Source organism: Acinetobacter sp. ACNIH1 (genome assembly GCF_002934695.1).
Classification (GTDB): Bacteria; Pseudomonadota; Gammaproteobacteria; order Pseudomonadales; family Moraxellaceae; genus Acinetobacter; species Acinetobacter variabilis.
Genome location: NZ_CP026420.1, coordinates 1,594,418 through 1,615,061, shown reverse-complemented (window position 1 = coordinate 1,615,061; position 20,644 = coordinate 1,594,418). Strand labels below are relative to the sequence as shown.

Sequence of the window (20,644 nt, the reverse complement as noted above, 5' to 3'; positions counted from 1 at the left end):
GGGGCTTTTTTTATGTCGGATGATTTCCATCTGACAGGTTGCTTATGAGCGCCAGATGAGATAAAGCTAAGTTGAAGTTGCTATAAAAACTCCGCGACCACTATCGAAACGACTTAAATTAAAGAAATAAGCCAAAGAAGCAGTTAAACATGAATATACAGCCCCAGATCCAGATCAAATCTCTAGAGCAAATATCACAGTCAGAATGGCTATCTTTATGGCAAGACTATCAACGCTTTTATCAAACGCAAATTTCGGATGAGGTAAGTAAAAATACCTGGGATAAATTAACCAATTATGAATTAGATTCAATGTACGGTTTTGCGGCCTTGATTGATGAAAAGGTCGTTGGGATTGTGCATGTCATCGAGCATAACAGTAGCTGGACAGTAAGACCATATGCTTATTTGCAGGATCTATTTACCTATCCGGACTATCGCGGACGGGGCGTGGCGCGAAAGTTGATTCAGCATGTCTATCAGGTAGCGCAGCAGCGTAATTGCGACCGGGTTTACTGGCTGACTCAGGAATCAAATCATTAGGCGCAAGCATTGTATAACAAAGTCGCCAAGAAAACTGGATTTATTCAGTACCGTATGGATTAAAGCTCAAAAATTAAAAAAATAACTTACAATTTTATCGTTTCATTGCTGCAACAAAACGTTTTATCTTTAAGGCTGTAAACGGTTCCAGATTCTATACACTTAATAAAATCCAAAACGTGAGATAAAAACATGAATTTAAAAACATTAGCATTAGGCTTGGCAGTCGCATCTGTAGCAACATTTTCTATGGCAAAACCAGTGGCTTATACGATTGACCCGACTCATTCAGCAACGGTTTTCTCTTGGAGCCACTTTGGTTTCTCTACACCATCTGCAAACTTCAGTGATATACAGGGTACGATTAATGTTGATAATGAAAAACCTGCGAATTCTTCGGTCAATGTGAATATCCCGGTTGCAAGCATTAATACGAATGTGAAAGCGCTGGATGACCATATTAAGACAGCAGAATTTTTTGATGCTGCCAAATATCCGAATATCACTTTTAAAAGTACTAAAGTTCAGGCTTTAGGCAAAAACAAATACAAAATCACCGGTAACTTAACCGTGAAAGATGTCACTAAACCTGTGGTACTGGATGCAGTTTTAAATAAACAAGGCGTACATCCAATGACCAAATTACAAACGATTGGTTTTAATGCAACCACTTCATTTAACCGTTCAGCCTTTGGGGTAGGCGGCTATGTTCCAAATGTGGGCGATAAAATTACAGTGAACATTACTACCGAGGCTTCTGTACCTGCTCCGAAAAAGTAAGAATGACAAATTAAAAAAGCACCCAATAGGGTGCTTTTTTATTACGGTTATTTAAGTTGCAGGTTTTCTAAATAAAGCATCAATACCGAACTGGCTGCCTGTTCAAGCGCGGGTGCATAGCTTTGATGATCCGCCCGCAAGGTGGGGATATTGATTTGGGCTTTGCGTAACTCACAGGTATGTCCAATCAGCCATTTCTCTAAACTTTCACTGGCTACTTCAGCATGGAATTGTAGTGCTAGAATATTCTGTCCTACCCGAAAGGCCTGATTTGGATAAAGATCAGAGCTGGCCAGCAATTCAGCCTGTGCAGGAAGGTCAAAGGTATCACCATGCCAATGCAGGACGTCGATATCTTCGAGAGCTTTTAGTGGATTATTTTCAATAGAGGCAAGACAGAGTTTAGACCAGCCAATTTCTTTGCTATGTCCTGCATAGACTTTAGCACCGAGTGCATGAGCAATGAGTTGAGCACCCAGACAAATACCTAAAGTGGGTAAATTCTTCTCTAAACGCACTTTAAGTACGTCTATTTCTTGTTGTAAGAAAGGGTAGTCCACCGTTTCATAGACACCAATTGGACCCCCTAAAATAATTGTCAGACCTTTATATTCATACGCCTTTCGTAGGTCATCAATTCCAGCTTCAAAATAGCGAACACGTAATCCTAGCTGATAAAACACATTTTCCCAGGCACCTAGGTCTTCAAAAGCCAGATGTTGAATGGCATATACGGTATCAGGGAAGTGGTCAAGGTTCAGCATAGCAGTCAGGTCTAAATGGAAAATATTTATTTAACGTTATTCTGCAAAAAATTAGAAGTCTTTTTAATCCGGTGATTTAGCCTTAGGTAGATGATTCATTCGAATCGGCAATTCTCTGTAAGCCTAAGACTCCGCTTTGTATCAATATGCAGCGATATTTTCCTTTTCTATAAAAAAGGCGTTAGAGTAGAAAGCAGTGGATAATCATAAGAGGCAGGATAAAAAATGCACAATATCTGCTTATATGTCGATAAAAAACGTATCAGTCCTTATGCCATGTCGGTTTATGTGGCTTTAAAAGAGAAAGGACTCAACTTTCAGGAAAAAATGATCGATCTGAATCTGCTGGAACAGCAATCTTTGGCTTATCGTAAAATTTGTCCGAGTGGCAAAGTCCCTTGTTTGATCATTGATGATTTTCATTTATTTGAATCTTGGGCGATTACCGAATATCTGGAAGACGCTTTTCCGGCACCGGATTATCCTGCTTTATATCCTGCAGAGATGAAAGCTAGAGCAAAATGCCGCGCCGTTCAGGCCTTAATTAAAACTGATTTTTCCTCTATCCGGCAGGATATGCCTTCAACTTCGATCTTTGTTCCACCTAAAAGGCCTTTAATCGCATCGGCTGAAACCATGCAGGATATTCAGCGCTTACTGGCAATCACAGAAACTTTACTTGAAGAGCTATGGCTCACCGAACAATGGTCAATTGCAGACTTTGATCTAGCCTTTATGCTGCATCGTCTGCTTAGTCACGATGTTGAGCTTCCCGAAAAGATTCAGGCTTATATCCAGCGTAATTTTCAGCGATCTTCAGTGCAGTCCTGGATTTTGGAAAATGAAAAACCGCGTACTCATGCTGAGTTTTGATTCTATATCGGGTAGAGAGGTAAATTTAATAATTCAAGCGCTGAATTTGCTTAATGAATAAACATGGATATTTTAAAAGAGAGCCAAGCTATACAAAAAATTGCTTAAATATCAGCAGCGCAGGCGTATTATAGAAAGTATAGGTAATAAGAAGTAGCTAAAACTTAGAATCAGATTCAAATGAAAAGGAGTATAAGGTGGGTGGATCACATCATCATGATCATAGTCATGTAGAAGTTAGTGCGAAGAATGCTAAAAAACTGTCCATCGCCTTAGCTCTGACGACAGCCTTTTTAATTGTAGAAGTTATTGCCGGTTTTATGACTCAGAGTTTGGCCTTGCTTTCTGATGCGGCACATATGTTTACAGATGCCGCTGCATTGGCGATTGCACTGGCTGCGATTAAGATCGGGCAAAAACCAGCAGATGATAAACGTACCTTTGGCTACCAGCGTTTTGAAATTCTGGCGGCTTTGTTTAATGCGATTATGCTATTTCTGGTAGCGATGTATATCCTGTTTGAAGCTTACCAGCGCCTGAGCCATGCTCCTGAAATTGAAAGTCTGGGCATGTTGATTGTCGCCATACTTGGACTGGTTATTAATCTGATTTCCATGAAAATTCTGGTTTCTAGCAGTCAGGAAAGCTTGAATATTAAAGGAGCTTATCTGGAAGTACTGAGTGATGCACTAGGTTCGGTGGGTGTCATTATTGGCGCAATCATCATCTATTTCAGTGGCTGGATGTGGATCGACACCGTGATTGCGGTCATGATCGGATTCTGGGTCATTCCACGGACATGGATTTTGTTGAAACAGAGTATCAATATTCTGCTAGAAGGGGTTCCTGATGAAATCGATATTGAAAAACTGCGCCATGACCTACTGGCGCTAGACGGTGTTGAAGATATTCATCAGCTAAAAGTCTGGGCGATTACTTCCAAGAAGGTGATGTTGACGGTGCATTTAGTTGCGCCAGACGTTGACTATAAAAAGTTGCATCAGGAGGCGTTGGAGATGTTGCATCATGAACATCACATCACCGAGATGACATTGCAAATTGAAGCAGAAGATTGTCCCCCAGAACAGCATCGGCAATCGGACCATTTACATGAACAGCATGAGCATAAGGAAAGCCATCAACATTAAGTGTGAGAAATTTTGCCATCACACTTGATGTATTTTTAAACTTCGATCTTTTATTTTAGCCTTTTAATAATGACACAATTACATCTTTATAACTCGGTGGTGCTTTCACATAATCGCGCTCTCGCAACATCTGATGCATTTTGGGCAGATTTTGATGTGGAACAGAGGCCATTAAATGATGTTCAATATGATAATTTACATGAATCGGTGCAACGAAAGCACGCGCTAGCCAGCCTGCACGGGTGGTACGGGTATTAGTCAATGCAGAATGGCTAGTTTCTAGACCAGCATGCTCAGCCATTGCCCGGATACGGATAAACAGTGGGAAAGGGGTGATATAAGCTAGGGGCCATAATAAATAAAGTTTCGGATGACCGCTGGCCCAAAGTGCAAAAAATAGGGCAGCATTGGAAATCAGCATGCCCGAGCTATTTTTTAACAGATTCTTGGCCAGTTCCAAGTTACTGCGATTACCACGAGGAATTGGTTTCGGATCATTAGAAACACTCCATTCCAGAAGTTCTAAATCCATTAAGACACGACCAGTCAGAAATTTCAGGCCGGATTGACCATTTAGATCTCTAAAGAATTTTCTGAATAATGATTGTTTAGTAATTGGAAAGTTTTTGACCAGACCTAAATCTGGATCATCAGGTTGAGAGGTGCGGGCATGATGTTTCAAATGATAAGGACGATATTTACCGACCTCATTCCAGATCGGACGGGCACACAACCAGTCAGTAAAGTATGTGTTTAGCCACTTGGTTTTAAACAGACTGTGGTGTGAGGCATCGTGCATTAAAATGGCCATAGCCAGCTGACGACCTGCCAGAATGGCTAATGCCAAGGCACACATCAATATTTTTCCCCAGACTGGTAAATATTTCCAGCTATAAGCGACTGTGCCAAAGGTCAAAACAATCACAGCCCAAGTTGAACCCACTGCCAGAGCACCCTGTAAATCGGATGGGGTAGTCAGCTCTCTAATTTCTTCACGGCTAAATAGCTCTGTGACGCTCACTTTACTGTTCATTATTCTGCCTTGATCTAATTCTTGTATTTCTTATCACTATATTTGAATTAAAATATTACAGTCAATTTATTTTTGTGAGCATGTAGGAAATAAATTATACACCTTGTTGTTGAAAATATTGCTGCCATAACTGCTGGCCTTGCTCCTCCATACGCCGTACAGCCAGTTCAAACTTTTGTCGGGCTGGAGCATCTAGCCATTCTTCAGGCAATAGCGGATCTGCACGCAGACTAAATACAGCAGATTTTGCCAGATAAAAGGCGGTTTTAGCTGATTCAGCCAAGGATAACTGTTGATGGTTTTCAAACCATTGTTCAATTTCCTGGCTGATATTCAAATAAGTTTGATGCAGGCCATGAATATCCCAAAGTGCAGATACATGGGTGTGCTGATCGATCTCGCTGACCTGAAAAAATCGTGCGCCTTGATCCAGACCAAACTTGACGGCTGCTGATTTAAGCTCGTTCAAACCAAGTTGCAAATTGTCCGGGCGGATAAACACGTTCTGTTCCAATTCCTGAAATCCATAATAACGCAGGGCTTTTTCCCGTTTAGATAAGGCCGTACGATCTACTCGCCCCAAAGCACCGGTATAAACCAGAATGTACTTACCATCCCAAGCCGTAGCGGTCTGCATATTGGGATGTTTGTTCAGGCTAATAAAAGAAGTATCAAATTTTTTTTCAATTAACTGATAAATGCCGCGTTCTACTGATTGAATGATCTGATCCTGATTAAGTCGTGCGACTGCAACCCGCAAGCTGTTGTCAGAGATTCCTAATAAATCTGCTGCACATAACATCTGTTTGATGCTAACAGTAGAGTTATGTGAGGCATAGAGCAGGTCTAGCACCAGATGTCGGGCATTCAGTTTATAAGTCATGAAACTAGATCGTGATTAGAAAATGAGAAATTGGAAACTTTTTGTACAATAGCATTTTGAATATGAAGAGCCAAAGAGAAATACGACTAAAGTGTTTGTATATTCAGGCAATTAATTTTAATTAAAGACAACGTATATGGATAAAAATCACTAGATAAGGTGTTGGTTTTCTACTGAGGCACTGTATTTTACAGTTATTAAGCTGGTCTAAGCAGCAAGTCAACGAAAAAGACATGAATCTGTTTTTATTCTTGATTATTTTTAATCCCAGCTCCCTAGGGAACTGGGATTACCTAAAAAATTAAAGTGAAGTGTTAGTTATAACTGCTTCAAAATTGGGTATATGAACAAGAAAAAGATTTCTTATTCATACGGATTACCTTACATATTCGGGTAATTCGGACCACCGCCACCTTCCGGTGTCACCTAGGTAAACCTTACCGGATTTATCGGAGATTTTTTTATTTAAGTTAGACCACCTGACCTAACGGGTTAATCTTATCATAGTACATTGCTTCAAACTCAAAAGGCGATACATAACCCAGTACACTGTGTACATGCTTTTTATTGAACCAATCTACCCAATTTAATGTCGCAAGTTGTACATCTGCTAAACTTTGCCAATCTGCTTTTAAATATTCAATCACCTCTGTTTTGTATAAGCCATTCACCGTTTCAGCCAGAGCATTATCGTATGAATCACCAGTTGTACTGACTGATGCTCGTAAATTTGCAGCTTCTAAACGATTGGTATAGCGATTAGAAAGATATTGAACACCTCTATCGGAATGATGAATCACATTCTTTGGCATGCCTCGATCGTGCAATGCTTGCTCTAATGCATCGAGCACCATATCTGTATTCATCCGTGTCGATACTTTCCATCCAACAATTGCTCGTGAGAACACATCAATAATAAAGGCGGTATAGACCCAGCCTGAATGAGTTTGAATATACGTAAAGTCACTCACCCACAGTTGGTCAGGATGATCAGCATTAAAATTACGTTTCACTAAATCATCTGCTCTTTTTTGATCATCTCGGCTACGGGTGGTTTGTTTATTCTTACCACGCCAAACACCTTGTATACCTAGCTTCTGCATCAATCGAGCAACTGTACAACGTGCGATAACATAACCTTCACGTTTCAATTGTTGCCAGACTTTACGCACACCATATCGACCTGAACTTTCTTTCCAAATTCGTTTAATTTGTTCAGCATGATGCTCATCATGTAGATCTCGTTTCGCTCGATGTTCCCTTGCAAAGCGATGCTTTTCATCAACGAGATCTAGGGTTCGATAATAGGTAGAGGCTACGATCGGTAAAATCTTACAAATAGCCTCAACGCCAGATAGGTCTTTATTGTTATGGATGAAATCCACCATTATTTGTGTGGGCGGTCGAGCTCCGCCTGGGCGAAAAAAGCGGCTGCTTTACGTAGAATTTCATTGGCACGCTTTAATTCTTTAATTTCAAGTTCCATTTGCTTCATTTTTTCTTGATCAGATATCTGTTGTACTTTAATAGGATTTTGCTGATCTAAATGCTTTTGATGCCAGGCACGAAGTGTTTCAGGAGTACAACCAATCTTAGGCGCAATAGCTGTGATTGCAGCCCAAGTAGAAGGATGATCTTTTTCAGATTCAATCCATAATTGAACCGCTCTTTCTCTGATTTCAGGGGTATATTTTAATTTTGTCATCGAACCTTGCGAAGCAGTGCTTCTCACTCAGAATATTGACTCTCCGACAAACCCGGTACGGTTCAATATAGAAATAACCGCAGAAAAAGTCTTGAAAACTTTTCTTAAAACTTTATGAAAAATAATGCTTAGGTTAAGATGAGCCATCATTTGTAAAAGCATTCTAGAAGACCTATGCAACCATTTGTTCTATATAACTCAGAGCAACGTAAAAAAGTAGAATTTGTGCCTCGTAAAGAAGGTCAGATTGATCTGTATGTCTGTGGGATGACGGTCTATGACTACTGTCATATTGGACATGCACGCACGGTGGTTGCATTTGACTATATTATCCGTTTCCTGCGCAGTCAGGGCTGGAAAGTAAAATACGTACGCAATATCACTGACATTGACGACAAGATTATTAAACGTGCCAATGAAAATGGGGAAAGCATTTCATCACTGACCAGCCGTTTTATTGATGCCATGAATGAAGACTTTGCCAAATTAGGCTGTCTTGCACCGGATGAAGCACCAAAAGCCACTGATTACATCAATCAGATGCAAAACATGATTGGTACGCTGGTGGAAAAAGGGACTGCATATCCGGCAAATAATGGCGATGTTTACTTCGAGGTTGAAAAATTCGCCAAATACGGGCGTCTCTCAGGCCGTAAACTGGAAGATATGCAGGCAGGCGCTTCTGAACGTGTAGACGTCGAAGTTGAGAAAAAACACCCGTTTGACTTTGTACTTTGGAAACATGCCAAAGAAAATGAACCTTCTTGGGCATCACCATGGGGCAATGGCCGTCCAGGCTGGCATATTGAATGTTCAGCCATGTCTACCTGCTGCCTCGGCAATCATTTTGATATTCATGGCGGTGGTGCTGACTTAAGCTTCCCGCATCATGAAAACGAGATTGCACAGTCTGAAGCAGCGACAGGTGAACAGTATGTGAACTACTGGATGCATGCCGGCTTCATCAATGTTGATGGCGAAAAAATGTCGAAGTCTTTGGGTAACTTCTTCACCATCCGTGATGTGATTGAAAAATTCCATCCGGAAGTGGTGCGTTACTTTATCGTATCTTCGCACTACCGCAGCCCGGTGAACTATTCAGATGTAGCTTTAAAAGAAGCAAAAAATACGCTAATGCGTTTCTATCATTCTTTCAAAGCTTATCAGGCAGTATATGGCGAACAGCTGGTTGATACGTTAGATCAAGACTTTGTTGAGCGTTTTAATACGGCAATGCGAGATGACTTCAATACGCCAGAAGCCATTGCTGTATTATTTGAACTGAATAAAGAGCTGAACCGTGCGGTAAAAGACCAGAATCAGGAGCAGTCTACTGTTTATTATTCCACTTTGCGCCATCTCACCAATATTCTGGGTCTGGTACAGCACAATGTCGACGAATTCTTAAAGTCTGATATTGGTCAGGAAGCTTTAGGCTTGTCTGAAGAGCAGATTGAAGATCTGATCCAGCAACGTAAAGATGCCAAAAAAGAGAAAAACTTTGCTCGTGCCGATGAAATCCGCCAGTCTTTATTAGACCAAGGGGTGGTGCTGGAAGATACCCGTCAAGGAACTGTATGGCGTCGTGCCGATTAATTCGACAGTTGAATCAATAGAGAGTTGACAGTTAGCAGAAACTCTCTATAATTCACTCCCATATTGCGGGAATAGCTCAGTTGGTAGAGCACAACCTTGCCAAGGTTGGGGTCGCGAGTTCGAGTCTCGTTTCCCGCTCCAAAATTAAAAAAACCCTGATCGGAAGATTGGGGTTTTTTATTGCCTACGCAAAATAAAAAGGATAATCAAAACTGATTTACATAATGAAATTCTGAATATGGAAGAGCTTTCAGTCAGGGAAATTTCTAAACATTCTGTTTAAGTTTTATGAAAAGCTCTACATTTTGAAACCTGACATTTGCATAGATATGATAAAATTGCGAAAATTATTTTTTGCTAGACTGAGTCAACTCTGTATAGAGTTAAGGTAAACCTACTTTGAACCCACCAAATATGCCAAATCAAATAGACTTCCAGAAAGTTGCACTTGAAACCTTGCGTATCGAAGAACAAGCATTACAGATTTTAGCCACGCAGATCGATGAGCGTTTTAGTCAGGCATGTGAAATTATCTTGCAGTGCAAAGGTCGTCTGGTGATTACCGGGATGGGGAAATCCGGGCATATTGGCCGTAAGATGGCGGCAACTTTTGCTTCTACGGGTACGCCTTCATTCTTCATGCATCCGGGTGAGGCAGGGCATGGTGATCTTGGGATGCTGGTACCGGGTGACGTACTGATTGCCATTTCAAACTCAGGCAAAAGTGATGAAATCATGATGCTGATGCCTCTGATTAAGCGTCTGGAAATTCCTTTAATTACCATTAGTGGTGATGCCAAAGGCCCAATGCCACAAAATGCTGATGTGGCTTTAACTTTGGGTCATCTTCAAGAGGCCTGTCCGCTTGGTCTGGCACCGACTTCGAGTACAACGGCAACTTTAGCACTGGGTGATGCACTGGCTGTCGCTCTTCTGGATGCACGTGGTTTTACTGCTGATGATTTTGCACTATCACATCCAGCGGGTGCCTTGGGTAAACGTTTATTGCTGCATGTAAAACATCTCATGCATACAGGTTCGGAATTGCCAAAAGTGTCACCAGATACACCGATGAATCAAGTTTTATACGAGATTTCAAATAAACGCCTAGGTTTAACCACAATTGTGGATCAAAATGACGTTCTGCTGGGTATTTTTACTGATGGTGACTTGCGCCGCCTGATCGACAAACAGCAAGGTTTTGATGTCAATTTACCGATTCAGGAAGTGATGACCAAAAATCCGCTGACGATTTCTCAGGAAGCGCGTGCTGTCGTTGCACTGGAAAAAATGAACGAACGTAAAATTAATCAATTTGTTGTGGTTAATGATGCCAATAAAGTCATTGGTGTAATTAGTATGCATGACCTGATTCAGGCTGGGGTAAATTAATAAATGGCATCTTATGTATTATTAGAGCAGGCACGTCATATTGAGGCACTGGTACTTGATGTAGATGGTATTTTAAGCGACGGTTTTGTCACATTGACCAATACGGGCGATGAAATCAAATCTTTTGATATCCGTGATGGTTTGGGCATGAAACTGGTACAACAAGCCGGAATCAAAGTAATCATTATCACTGGACGTCAAAGCAATATCGTACAGAAACGTATGTCGGATTTAGGTGTAGATCTGGTTTATCAGGGCCGCGAAGATAAAGGGACTGCTTTACGTGAAGCTTGTACTCAGCTCAATATCGATCCTGAAGACTGTTTATACATGGGTGATGACTGGCCTGATCTGTCTGCCTTCGCGATTGCAGGCATGAAAGTGACTGTCCCAAACGGGCATGTTGAAGTACGTCGTCGTGCTGATCTGGTAACGCAGGCCTATGGTGGTCGTGGTGCGGTACGCGAGATTTGTGACATGTTACTGATGTCCAAAGGTAAGTACCAAGAGTTACTTGAAAAATATACTCGTGCGCCTTATTAATAAGTCATACATCCTGGATTAAGTACACCGCTTATGGACACTAGAGTTTTATATCTTACGGCTATTATCATTGCCGCAATAAGTGGTGGTTATTACTATTACAGCGGTAAGGGCAACAAGTTGCAAACTGATTATGCCCGTAGTATGACCTATTCTGCAAATAATATTAACTTAACCCAAACTGATGAAAAGGGCATGTTGTCTGTACGTGCCCAGGTCGACCAGCTTGAACAAAACCTGCAGCTAGAGACTTCGAGTCTCAAAAATCTGCAGGCAACGACCTATAAAGACGGTCAGGTTGATGCAACATTTTTTGCCAAACAGGGCAACGGTTATGATGACAATACAAAAGTTGTACTTTCTCAAGAAGTGCTGGCGACCAAGATCATGCAAAATGGAAAAATGCAGTTCCACACCGAGGAGCTGACGGCTTTTCCGAAAACACGTGAAATTGAAACCGATAAAACTGTCATTGTTGAATCTCCACAGGCTGAATTTATCAGTCAGGGCCTAAAAGCCAATCTTAATGATGGTCAATACGAATTCTTTAATATTCGAGGAAAGTATGAACCAAATTCCTAGAGCTAAAATGATGAACACTTTCCTTAAGCGCGCCGCGTTGTTAAGTCTGGTTGCATTGGGTTCAGCCACTGCGTTTGCATTGCCATCTGACCGTAACCAACCAATTACCTTATTAGCTGACCGTGCGACTTTTAATGAGCGTACCGGAGTCACGACATATTCGGGTAATGTCATCATTGAACAGGGCACTATGAAATTGCAGGCCAATTCGATTGTGGCGAATCTGAATAATAAAAAACAGATCAGCCTGATTACGGCAACAGGTAGCCCGGCTCAATTTCAGCAGAAAGTTGATCCTGCCAAAGGTTTGGCCAAAGGTCAGGCACAGAAAATTGTCTATAATGCGGAAACCGGTATTATTACCCTGTCTGGAAATGCCTACTTGCAGCAAGATGGCGCTAGTATCCGTGGTAATACGCTGAAATACAGCATGAATAAAGGCGATATTGAAGCAACAGGTACACCAAATAAAACCGGTTCAGCAGCAGGTCGTGTACAAATCGTGATTCCGCCTTCATCTTCGAAATCCTTTCCGGGAGCACGTGATTAATGGCACAGACGCATCAGGTTCAAACTTTAACCATCAAGCATCTGGCGAAAAATTATAGTAAACGCTGGGTAGTCAAGGACGTTTCCTTCAGTATGGAAAGTGGGCAAATTGTTGGGCTTTTAGGGCCTAATGGTGCAGGTAAAACCACCAGTTTCTATATGGTGGTGGGTCTGGTGCGTATGGACAAGGGTGAAATCCATCTGGATGATCTGGATTTGTCGGACTTGGCAATGCATGAACGTGCGCGTAAAGGGATTGGCTATTTACCTCAGGAAGCTTCTATTTTTAGAAAACTAACCATTTCTGAAAATATTATGGCGATTTTGGAAACCCGTAAGGATTTAAGCAAAGCTCAGCGTCAACAACGTTTAGCCGAATTACTGGCAGACTTTAAAATTACCCATATTAAAGATTCATTGGGTATGAGCGTGTCGGGTGGTGAACGTCGTCGTGCTGAAATTGCCCGTGCTTTGGCGGCCGACCCAAAATTCATGTTATTGGATGAACCTTTTGCCGGGGTTGACCCGATTTCCGTGGGTGATATTAAAGATATTATTACCACGCTGAAAGATCGTGGAATTGGTGTATTGATTACCGATCACAACGTTCGTGAAACTTTGGCCATCTGTGAACATGCCTATATTGTCAGCGAAGGTTCAGTCATTGCTGAAGGCACGGCACAAGAAATTTTGGCCAATGAAACGGTACGTAAAGTTTATCTGGGTGATGACTTTACTGTATAGAAAATTTTCATTATCAGAAAAAACCCGCATTAAGACTTTAGTCGTCAAATGTGGGTTTTTTTTACTTAAATTAAGACGAAAAAGCTATCTTTTTGTATGATTTGATATATTTTTAGGCTAAAACACGAAACATTCATTATTATGCAATTTAGGGTACAGCACTTAAAAAATGTTCAGGGGATAATAAATAAAAATAAGGGAATATAGATCATTCTTCTTTTACCTTTATCTGTGCCATTCATACATGCAGAAAATTCACAAATTTATTTTAATAATATTAAAAGTGGATTAGGAAAACTGATTGCACCAGAGCCAACGCGATCTGCGCAAACGATTGATATTAGCTCACTCAGTCACACTGGATACCTCATCAAAGGTGGCTGAACTGCCGCAGATTACTCGACCGCAGCAGGGACAATCTTCAATTCGGTCTATAAATGCTGATATTCCTGCAAAAATGAGTCTAATTGAGGCGGTTCATACAGCAGTTCAGCGTCGTCCGAAAATTGCCCGGAGTATTTCGTCTTGATCTGCACAGGCAGCCAATATTGATGTGGCCAAAGCAGCCTATTATCCGCAGTTATCTGGCGGTGTAGGTACTGGAGATTTGACCTCAGGTGAACGTGGACGTCAGGTAGTCTCTCTGAATGCTACCCAGATGCTATATGACTTTGGCAAGATTAAAACCAATGTCAGTGTTGAAGAGACGAGACTGGCAGAAAACCAGGCAAGAGTATTAGTGAGTCTAGATCAGGTTGCACTGGAAGTAGCGGATGCTATTGTCCATGTCAAACGCTATCAGGAAATTACCAAGATTGCCGAACAGCAGATTCAGGGCATTGCACGAATTGCAGAAATTGCCAATTTACGTTCCCGCGCCGGAATTAGCACACAGGCCTATCCGGTTCAGGCGCAGTCCAATCTGGAAGCAGTACAATCCAACCTGATCGTGCAACAGACCCAGTTAAGACAATATCAGCAACGTCTCAGAACTTTATTGGGATTTGATGTCTCTGCAATTCAATGGGAAATTCCAGATCGTATCGTAAACCAGGCTGATCTTTATCAGGATCCTGAATTTACCCAGATTCCAAGCATGATCTTGGCACATTCAGGAGTAGATGTAGCCCGATTGCAAAAAGATCAGGCACGTTTAAGCCGTTATCCGACTATTAATCTGAAAGGTAGCTTAAGTCAGGCGGTTAATGGTCGAAATCCGAATAATAATAAAGATGATGGCTTTTATAATTCAATCATGATTGAAGCCAGCAGTAATTTTTATCAGGGGGGGAGCTGTTCGGTCTCAGGCACGTGCTACCAGTTATGCCGAAGAAGCTGCACGCGCACAGGTCAATACTGTCTATCTGGATGTACTGGATCAGGTTCGCTTAATCCGGGAATAGATTGAAAATAAACAAAGACAAATGGATGTCCTGGCTCAGCGCCGTGAAACCACGGTACGAACCAAAGAGCTATATCAAGAACAATATAAATTGGGCACACGGACTGTAGTGGATTTATTAAACGCAGAACAGGCTTATTCACAGCGCAGCACAGGAATTTGAATCGTAAGCGTCCGCTGAATCCCATACCTATTTTTTAATTCGATTTAGGTTTCCAGCAGTGCGGCAGCAATTCTTCAATTTGGGTCACTTTGTGTGTCGGTAACCTTTTCAGCACATCACTTAAATAGGCATACGGATCCAAGCCATTCAGCTTTGCTGACTGGATTAAAGTCATGATGTTTGCCGCTCGCTGACCACTGCGCAGCGAACCTGCAAACAGCCAGTTCTTGCGTCCCAACGCCCAGGGACGCATCTGATTCTCTACCCAATTGTTGCATATCGGTAGATTGCCATCATCCAGATAGCGGCTTAAGGCTGGCCAACGCTTCAGAGTGTAATTGATAGCCTTGGCGGTGGGAGAACTCGATGGCACTGTCAGATGATGTTGGTTGAGCCATTCATATAGTTGTTGCATCACTGGTTGACTATGCTGTTGTCGGTATTCGCGGCGGTCTTCCGCTGTACCATCGGTCTTTTTCCTGAGTTCTGCTTCTATCGCATACAGTTTCTGAATCAGCACTAAGGCCTGTTCAGCAACCTGACTTTTCCCAGTTACATGCAGTTCATGGAATTTACGACGTGCATGGGCCATGCACCCCACCTCAATCACCTGGCCTGATTTAAAACGTGCTTTATAACCACTGTAATCATCACAGACTAGATAGCCCTGCCAGCCTTTCAAGAACTCTTCAGCATGCTGGCCTGAACGACTATCCTGAAAGTCATAGATCACCGCCTGAACTGGATTATACTGTGTGGTGGCATAGGCCCAGACATAACCTTTCTTCGGTTTTTTATTATTCTCACCCATCCGCATGATGGTGACCGGTGTTTCATCTGCATGCAGCACCCGCTGTTGCAGCACCACCTCTTTTAAGGCATTGGCCAGAGGTTCCAGTTCTACACCGCAGCGACCTATCCAATCAGATAAAGTGGATCTGGACAGATCAATGCCAGCCCGCTGATAGATCAGGCGCTGACGGTACAGCGGCAAATGATCGGCATACTTCGATACCAGCACATGGCTGAGCAATTCAGGTGAAGCAATGCCTTTATCAATCACATAGGCGGGCATCGCTTGCTGAGTTAGAGTGTCACACTGATCACAGACCCATTTACCACGCACATGCTGTTCCTTATAGAACTGTGCCGGTCTGAAATGCAGTTTTTCACTGACATCTTCGCCGATACGACGGAGTTGGCAGCCACAAGCACATTGGGTTGATGCAGGTTCATGCTCAATACGGATGGTGTGTAGATGATCTGGCAGTGGTCGACGTTTAGGTTTATTGGTTTTGGCTTTCTGTGTCGCTGCATTGGTTTTATCTGCATTTAGCCGTTCCAGTTCTAGATCAACCGCGGCAATATCTTCTTCAACCGCTTCATCCCAGAGATGGATTTGTTTTGCCGTTAAGTGTTCATTCTTTTGGGCGAATTTGTGCTTTTTAAACAGCGCCAGTTCATGCTCGTATTTTTGATTGAGAATAGAAAGATGTTGAACTTTGGCATCCAATTGTTGGTTTGATTGTGCTAGAGACTGATGCTGCAGCGCCAACTGCCTGGTGAATTCCAGCAGTTGTTCATGGGTCAGTTGGCTTAAGTCAGGCAGCGTATTCATGACCGCAGTATGCCTGAGGTCATGAGAAGAATGAAATAGAACGTTTGGAGAATAGCAGAATGGTCGAGCCTGGTTTAAAGCATCGTCACCACCTGCTGTCGTCCAATGCGCTGCCAGGGCAAACCTTGGATCAGTGCCTGTAACTGTTCCGGGCTGAGGGCCACGGTTTCACCTTGGTGAACTTGAGCCCAGTGAAATTTGCCCTGTTCCAGCCGCCGGGCACACAGCCAGATGCCCAATCCATCATGTACCAGCACTTTCATGCGATGGCCACGTTTATTACAGAACAGGTAAGCACAATGCGGTTTGATGTAGCCAAAGGCTCTCACCACCTGAGCCATGGTCGTATCCATACCTGCACGCATGTCCATGGGCTGAGTAGACAACCAGATTTCATCAATGCGGATCATGTTGCAAGTGCCTTGAGTAATTCTGCCAAGGCAGGTATTTCTGATGTCTGCCATTTTAGCTGAATATCATTATTCGTATGAGGCACGGTGATACACAACGTGATCCTCTCATCAATAGGTTGGCTGATTGCAGCAGTGTAAGGCAAAGCAATAAATGCTGGATTCACATGAGTAGGATCCTGCACGGCACCCTCATGATGGCTGAAGATCCTGATCCAACGACTGACAAGGTTGGCATTAATACTATGTTGCAGTGTGACCGAAGCGATCGAGGTATTAGGATTTTTGCAGGCATTGACAATACTGAGTTTGAATTCTTTGCTGTATTTTCGGCGTTTTTTAGCAACAGGAGGTGTTGCTGAATATATATCCATGTTCATGGATTAAGTCCCCACTTGTTTTTAGGTGGGAACTAAATTAAGGCTTATAGGATCGCTTGGTAAGGCTGTGTTAGCCGGATGCTTACTTTGAATCAGCGCGCTATGACATCTATTCGACGATTGTGCAATACATTCAGGTGACAGGTCGCACACGGGATATTTACGCGCTTAACCGTATTTCTATTCAGGGGTTTGAAGTTCAGCCATGAGTACAACAATAAATTATCAGCCGTGGCTTCAGGCAGTTTTGAACATTGCCAAGCATTATCGGATCGAACCATCTGAGGAGCGGATTCGTCTGCAACTGGACTGGAACCAGCATCATGACATTGATGAAATGTTCAAAATTGTCAGCCGTCAGATGGGATTAAATGTCCGTAAAAATAAATTCGATAGCAGTTTGCTGAATCCCTGGCGTTTGCCCTTAATGGTTGAATTTGATAGCGGAGATGTTGGTGTTATTGAACGTATCGACACACAAGGCAATGTCAGTGTACAACTGAGTGGAGATGCTGGTTTGTCGCAAAGTTTTACGATTGAGCAGTTAGAAACAGGTGCGAAGCATGTTTATATCCTGCGACCAGAGTCTTCTGTGCCGGATGCGCGTGTCGACGAATACATCAAGCCCTTTGAGAAAAACTGGTTCTGGTCAATTGTTTTGAAAGACTGGAAACGCTATATCGATGTGATGTTTGCCTCTTTAATCGCCAATATTCTGGCTTTGGCAACGATTGTCTTCTCGATGAACGTTTATGACCGTGTCATTTCTTCACAATCGATTCCCACTTTATGGGTGTTGGCCGGTGGTGTACTGATTGCAGCTATTTTCGAATTTATATTACGGGTATCCCGTATTTATCTTTCAGACATTATTGGTAAACGGGCTGACCTGAAAATATCTGACCGGGTATTTGGGCATTCCTTAAGAATTAAAAACAGTGAGCGTTCCAAATCGACCGGAACGTTTATTTCACAGATTCGTGAACTTGAAGGTGTGCGTGAACTGGTCACTTCAACTACCGTGATGGCAATTGCAGATCTGCCATTCTTCTTTCTGTTCCTGGGGATATTCTGGATTATTGGCGGCAACCTGTTCTGGGTCATGCTACTGGTAGTACCACTCATGATTCTTCTTGGGATTCTGGCACAGAAAAAACTGGCCAAGTTGGCACAGTTGGGAATGCGTGAATCTGCAATCCGTAATGCCTTATTAGTTGAAGCCGTACAAGGGATTGAAGATATCAAGCTGTTAAGAGCTGAAACCCGCTTCCAGAACCAATGGAATCACATGAATGAAGTCTCTGCTGATATCAGCATGCAACAACGTAAAATTGTTGGATTAATGACCGCATGGACTCAAAAAATTCAGGGTTTAACGTTTGCCATTGTGGTCTTGGTGGGTGCATTTGCAGTGATGGATGGTGAGATGACCACAGGTGCTTTAGTTGCCTGTTCAATTTTGTCATCACGGATGCTGGCACCTATTTCACAAATCACCGGTGTCTTAGGGCGTTTACAACAAGCCAAAGTTGCTAAAGGCGGTCTGGATGAATTGATGAAAAAACCGGTGGATCAGCCGGATTATTCACACCTGATTCACCGTCCTGTATTAGATGGTCATTATGACCTGAGTGGTGTGGTGTTCAAATATGGCGATGATGATCCGAAACCGAGTTTGATGATTCCCAAACTGGAAATCAAACCTGGTGAAAAAATTGCAATTCTGGGTCGTAACGGTGCTGGTAAATCGACTCTATTGCAACTGTTGTCGGGTATGCAAACCCCAGCACAAGGTAAGGTCAAACTGGATGGCATTGATCTGACCCTGATTGATCCGTCAGATGTGCGGCGTGATATGAGTTTGCTAAATCAGAACTCGCAGTTATTTTATGGTTCAATTCGTGAAAACCTGACTTTGGGTGCACCTTTGGCCACCGATCAGCAAATTCTGGAAGCCTTATAAATTACCGGTGCACTGGGATTTGTACAGGAGAAAAAAGAAGGCCTGGATCATATCATTTTGGAGGGGGGTGTCGGCTTTTCTGGTGGACAGCGCCAAGCCTTGTTATTAGCGCGGTTGTTGATTCGTCAACCAAAGATTTTGCTACTGGATGAACCGACCGCTTCCATTGATGAGGTGTCAGAAAAACAGTTGATTGATCATCTTAAAGGGTATTTAACCCATCGTACGCTGATAGTAGCAACGCATCGTCGCGCCGTACTGGAGTTAGTTGACCGTATTCTTGTGGTCAATGATGGCAAAATTGTCATGGATGGTCCACGAGACCAGATATTAAATCAGTCACAGGTAGGAACTAAACGGGTCGTGGGAGCAAGCGCATGAGTGAACCACAAATATTAACGCGTTCAAACAAAGTGAGCTTCCAGGAACCGCCATTACCTAAATCCAGTCTGATTATCTGGATTGTGGGCATTGGTTTGTTAATACTGCTGACGTGGGCCTAGTTATTTAAACTGGAAGAGGTTTCGACCGGTACGGGTAAAGTCATTCCATCTTCCAAAGAACAAGTGATTCAGTCTCTGGAGGGGTCATTCTAACCAAGTTAAATGTCAAAGAAGGTGAGATTGTCGAGCGTGGGCAAGTAATGGCCCAGCTTGATCCGACCCGCTTTGAATCCAACGTCGGTGAATCAGAATCCTTGCTGATCGCTTCACGTGCGACTTCCGCTCGTTTACGTGCAGAAGTGAGTGGTACGCCGTTGTCTTTCCCGGAAGAAGTGCTGAAATATCCGAAACTGGTTAAAGAAGAAACCGCACTCTAATCAGTCACGTCGTGCCAATCTGGGAGAATCTCTTGCCGGATTGCAACTGGCATTGGTACTGGTACAACAGGAACTGGAAATGACCGCGCCATTGGTGGCTAAAGGGGCAGCCAGTGAAGTTGAAGTTCTACGGTTGAAGCGTGAGGCCAATGACCTGCGTAACCAGATGAAGGATATTCGCAACCAATATTATGTGAAAGCACGGGAAGAACTGTCCAAAGCCAATACTGATGTGGAAACTCAGCAACAGGTGGTACGTGGCAAGTCAGATACCTTGAACCGGACCATTTTTAAATCTCCAGTCCGTGGCGTGGTCAAAGAAATTGATGTCATGACTTTGGGTGGCGTAGTACCGCAAAATGGCAAACTGATGACTATCGTACCTCTGGATGAAAAATTACTGGTTGAAGCCCGAATTTCACCACGTGATATTGCTTTTATCCGTCCTGATCAGGAAGCGCTGGTTAAGATTACTGCCTATGATTACTCGATTTATGGTGGCCTAAAAGGTAAAGTGACCGTGATTTCACCAGATACCTTGCGGGATGAAGTCAAACAGGATCAGTTCTACTATCGTGTGTATATCCGTACCGATAGTGACAAATTGAGAAATGCCGCCGGGTAGGAGTTTAATATCACACCAGGGATGGTGGCCTCTGTAGACATTCGTACCGGCGCAAAAACGGTAATGGACTATCTGATCAAGCCATTCAACAAGGCTAAAGAAGCATTGCGTGAACGTTAAATTTAAAAG

The 20,644-nt window shown here is 42.8% G+C and carries 17 protein-coding genes, 1 tRNA gene, 3 pseudogenes and 1 other annotated feature; of the genes and pseudogenes, 14 read left to right on the top strand and 7 right to left on the bottom strand.

Annotated features, from left to right (window positions below; translation table 11 throughout):
* The first annotated feature begins 149 nt into the window (after nt 1–149).
* Together C3F22_RS07955 and C3F22_RS07950 are read left to right on the top strand one after the other, a co-directional pair.
* Nucleotides 150–542 carry a GNAT family N-acetyltransferase gene (locus C3F22_RS07955; protein ID WP_104426231.1) on the top strand — a complete coding sequence of 131 codons (393 nt, stop codon included), beginning with the start codon at nt 150–152 and terminating at the stop codon, nt 540–542.
* Nucleotides 543–734: 192 nt separating this feature from the next.
* The gene (locus C3F22_RS07950; protein ID WP_005235180.1) at nt 735–1,322 is read left to right on the top strand and encodes a YceI family protein; all 588 of its coding nucleotides are present in this window, start codon (nt 735–737) and stop codon (nt 1,320–1,322) included.
* A 47-nt stretch (nt 1,323–1,369) separates the two neighbouring features.
* On the opposite strand, the gene C3F22_RS07945 is transcribed toward C3F22_RS07950, so the two are convergent.
* Nucleotides 1,370–2,086, bottom strand: a complete 717-nt coding sequence (locus C3F22_RS07945; RefSeq protein ID WP_104426230.1) for a glutamine amidotransferase — start codon at nt 2,084–2,086, stop codon at nt 1,370–1,372.
* Between the two features lie 225 nt (nt 2,087–2,311).
* Here C3F22_RS07945 and yfcF point away from each other — a divergent pair, with 225 nt between their 5' ends.
* On the top strand, nt 2,312–2,959 hold the full coding sequence (gene yfcF / locus C3F22_RS07940; RefSeq protein ID WP_104426229.1) for a glutathione transferase: 648 nt from the start codon (nt 2,312–2,314) through the stop codon (nt 2,957–2,959).
* A gap of 197 nt (nt 2,960–3,156) precedes the next feature.
* The gene (locus C3F22_RS07935) at nt 3,157–4,107 is read left to right on the top strand and encodes a cation diffusion facilitator family transporter (protein ID WP_104426228.1); all 951 of its coding nucleotides are present in this window, start codon (nt 3,157–3,159) and stop codon (nt 4,105–4,107) included.
* Nucleotides 4,108–4,162: 55 nt separating this feature from the next.
* On the opposite strand, the gene C3F22_RS07930 is transcribed toward C3F22_RS07935, so the two are convergent.
* From C3F22_RS07930 to C3F22_RS07920, 3 genes are all read right to left on the bottom strand, one after another.
* Entirely contained in the window at nt 4,163–5,140 is a 978-nt protein-coding gene (locus C3F22_RS07930) for a fatty acid desaturase family protein (protein WP_104426227.1), read from the bottom strand.
* A gap of 94 nt (nt 5,141–5,234) precedes the next feature.
* Nucleotides 5,235–6,023 (bottom strand): PaaX family transcriptional regulator C-terminal domain-containing protein, encoded by a 789-nt coding sequence (locus C3F22_RS07925; RefSeq protein WP_005235191.1) that lies wholly within the window; start codon nt 6,021–6,023, stop codon nt 5,235–5,237.
* Between the two features lie 470 nt (nt 6,024–6,493).
* A protein-coding gene (locus tag C3F22_RS07920) for an IS3 family transposase (RefSeq protein WP_392388428.1) occupies nt 6,494–7,728 on the bottom strand; the annotation gives its coding sequence in 2 pieces (ribosomal slippage) (nt 6,494–7,443 and nt 7,443–7,728; 1,236 coding nt in all).
* Nucleotides 7,336–7,453 (bottom strand) — a sequence feature (AL1L pseudoknot). (Overlaps the previous gene by 118 nt.)
* 174 nt (nt 7,729–7,902) lie before the next feature.
* Between C3F22_RS07920 and cysS the strand changes: the two genes are divergently transcribed.
* The 8 genes and pseudogenes from cysS to C3F22_RS07880 form a co-directional block, all read left to right on the top strand.
* On the top strand, nt 7,903–9,324 hold the full coding sequence (gene cysS / locus C3F22_RS07915) for a cysteine--tRNA ligase (protein ID WP_104426225.1): 1,422 nt from the start codon (nt 7,903–7,905) through the stop codon (nt 9,322–9,324).
* A gap of 65 nt (nt 9,325–9,389) precedes the next feature.
* Nucleotides 9,390–9,465 (top strand) — tRNA-Gly (locus C3F22_RS07910).
* Between the two features lie 273 nt (nt 9,466–9,738).
* The gene (locus tag C3F22_RS07905) at nt 9,739–10,716 is read left to right on the top strand and encodes a KpsF/GutQ family sugar-phosphate isomerase (RefSeq protein WP_005235203.1); all 978 of its coding nucleotides are present in this window, start codon (nt 9,739–9,741) and stop codon (nt 10,714–10,716) included.
* Between the two features lie 3 nt (nt 10,717–10,719).
* The gene (locus C3F22_RS07900; protein ID WP_034170294.1) at nt 10,720–11,259 is read left to right on the top strand and encodes a KdsC family phosphatase; all 540 of its coding nucleotides are present in this window, start codon (nt 10,720–10,722) and stop codon (nt 11,257–11,259) included.
* A 33-nt stretch (nt 11,260–11,292) separates the two neighbouring features.
* On the top strand, nt 11,293–11,841 hold the full coding sequence (gene lptC / locus C3F22_RS07895) for an LPS export ABC transporter periplasmic protein LptC (protein WP_104426224.1): 549 nt from the start codon (nt 11,293–11,295) through the stop codon (nt 11,839–11,841).
* The gene (gene lptA / locus C3F22_RS07890) at nt 11,825–12,391 is read left to right on the top strand and encodes a lipopolysaccharide transport periplasmic protein LptA (protein ID WP_004786229.1); all 567 of its coding nucleotides are present in this window, start codon (nt 11,825–11,827) and stop codon (nt 12,389–12,391) included. The genes lptC and lptA overlap by 17 nt, the downstream gene beginning before the upstream one ends.
* Nucleotides 12,391–13,134 carry an LPS export ABC transporter ATP-binding protein gene (lptB, locus tag C3F22_RS07885; protein ID WP_004786227.1) on the top strand — a complete coding sequence of 248 codons (744 nt, stop codon included), beginning with the start codon at nt 12,391–12,393 and terminating at the stop codon, nt 13,132–13,134. Before lptA ends, lptB begins: the two co-directional genes overlap by 1 nt.
* 207 nt (nt 13,135–13,341) lie before the next feature.
* Nucleotides 13,342–14,703, top strand: a pseudogene (locus tag C3F22_RS07880) (TolC family protein); the annotation flags it as partial.
* 30 nt (nt 14,704–14,733) lie between these two features.
* On the opposite strand, the gene C3F22_RS07875 reads toward C3F22_RS07880, so the two are convergent.
* The 3 genes from C3F22_RS07875 to C3F22_RS07865 form a co-directional block, all read right to left on the bottom strand.
* Entirely contained in the window at nt 14,734–16,317 is a 1,584-nt protein-coding gene (locus tag C3F22_RS07875) for an IS66-like element ISAba25 family transposase (protein ID WP_005080957.1), read from the bottom strand.
* A 74-nt stretch (nt 16,318–16,391) separates the two neighbouring features.
* On the bottom strand, nt 16,392–16,727 hold the full coding sequence (gene tnpB, locus C3F22_RS07870; RefSeq protein ID WP_000618091.1) for an IS66 family insertion sequence element accessory protein TnpB: 336 nt from the start codon (nt 16,725–16,727) through the stop codon (nt 16,392–16,394).
* On the bottom strand, nt 16,724–17,107 hold the full coding sequence (locus tag C3F22_RS07865; protein WP_005233700.1) for a transposase: 384 nt from the start codon (nt 17,105–17,107) through the stop codon (nt 16,724–16,726). The genes tnpB and C3F22_RS07865 overlap by 4 nt, the downstream gene beginning before the upstream one ends.
* Nucleotides 17,108–17,312: 205 nt before the next feature.
* Here C3F22_RS07865 and C3F22_RS07855 point away from each other — a divergent pair.
* Nucleotides 17,313–19,451: pseudogene (locus C3F22_RS07855) on the top strand (type I secretion system permease/ATPase).
* Nucleotides 19,448–20,635 (top strand): annotated as a pseudogene (locus C3F22_RS07850) (HlyD family efflux transporter periplasmic adaptor subunit). The pseudogenes C3F22_RS07855 and C3F22_RS07850 overlap by 4 nt, the downstream one beginning before the upstream one ends.
* The last annotated feature ends 9 nt before the right edge of the window (nt 20,636–20,644 follow it).

Bases quoted from the DNA above. Each gene is read 5' to 3' on its own strand.
- C3F22_RS07950 (WP_005235180.1), top strand. From the start codon at position 735: ATGAATTTAAAAACATTAGCATTAGGCTTGGCAGTCGCATCTGTAGCA.
- lptA (WP_004786229.1), top strand. From the start codon at position 11,825: ATGAACCAAATTCCTAGAGCTAAAATGATGAACACTTTCCTTAAGCGC.
- lptB (WP_004786227.1), top strand. From the start codon at position 12,391: ATGGCACAGACGCATCAGGTTCAAACTTTAACCATCAAGCATCTGGCG.
- yfcF (WP_104426229.1), top strand. From the start codon at position 2,312: ATGCACAATATCTGCTTATATGTCGATAAAAAACGTATCAGTCCTTAT.
- C3F22_RS07905 (WP_005235203.1), top strand. From the start codon at position 9,739: ATGCCAAATCAAATAGACTTCCAGAAAGTTGCACTTGAAACCTTGCGT.
- C3F22_RS07930 (WP_104426227.1), bottom strand. From the start codon at position 5,140: ATGAACAGTAAAGTGAGCGTCACAGAGCTATTTAGCCGTGAAGAAATT.
- C3F22_RS07945 (WP_104426230.1), bottom strand. From the start codon at position 2,086: ATGCTGAACCTTGACCACTTCCCTGATACCGTATATGCCATTCAACAT.
- lptC (WP_104426224.1), top strand. From the start codon at position 11,293: ATGGACACTAGAGTTTTATATCTTACGGCTATTATCATTGCCGCAATA.
- C3F22_RS07955 (WP_104426231.1), top strand. From the start codon at position 150: ATGAATATACAGCCCCAGATCCAGATCAAATCTCTAGAGCAAATATCA.
- C3F22_RS07925 (WP_005235191.1), bottom strand. From the start codon at position 6,023: ATGACTTATAAACTGAATGCCCGACATCTGGTGCTAGACCTGCTCTAT.
- C3F22_RS07865 (WP_005233700.1), bottom strand. From the start codon at position 17,107: ATGAACATGGATATATATTCAGCAACACCTCCTGTTGCTAAAAAACGC.
- C3F22_RS07875 (WP_005080957.1), bottom strand. From the start codon at position 16,317: ATGAATACGCTGCCTGACTTAAGCCAACTGACCCATGAACAACTGCTG.
- C3F22_RS07900 (WP_034170294.1), top strand. From the start codon at position 10,720: ATGGCATCTTATGTATTATTAGAGCAGGCACGTCATATTGAGGCACTG.
- cysS (WP_104426225.1), top strand. From the start codon at position 7,903: ATGCAACCATTTGTTCTATATAACTCAGAGCAACGTAAAAAAGTAGAA.
- tnpB (WP_000618091.1), bottom strand. From the start codon at position 16,727: ATGATCCGCATTGATGAAATCTGGTTGTCTACTCAGCCCATGGACATG.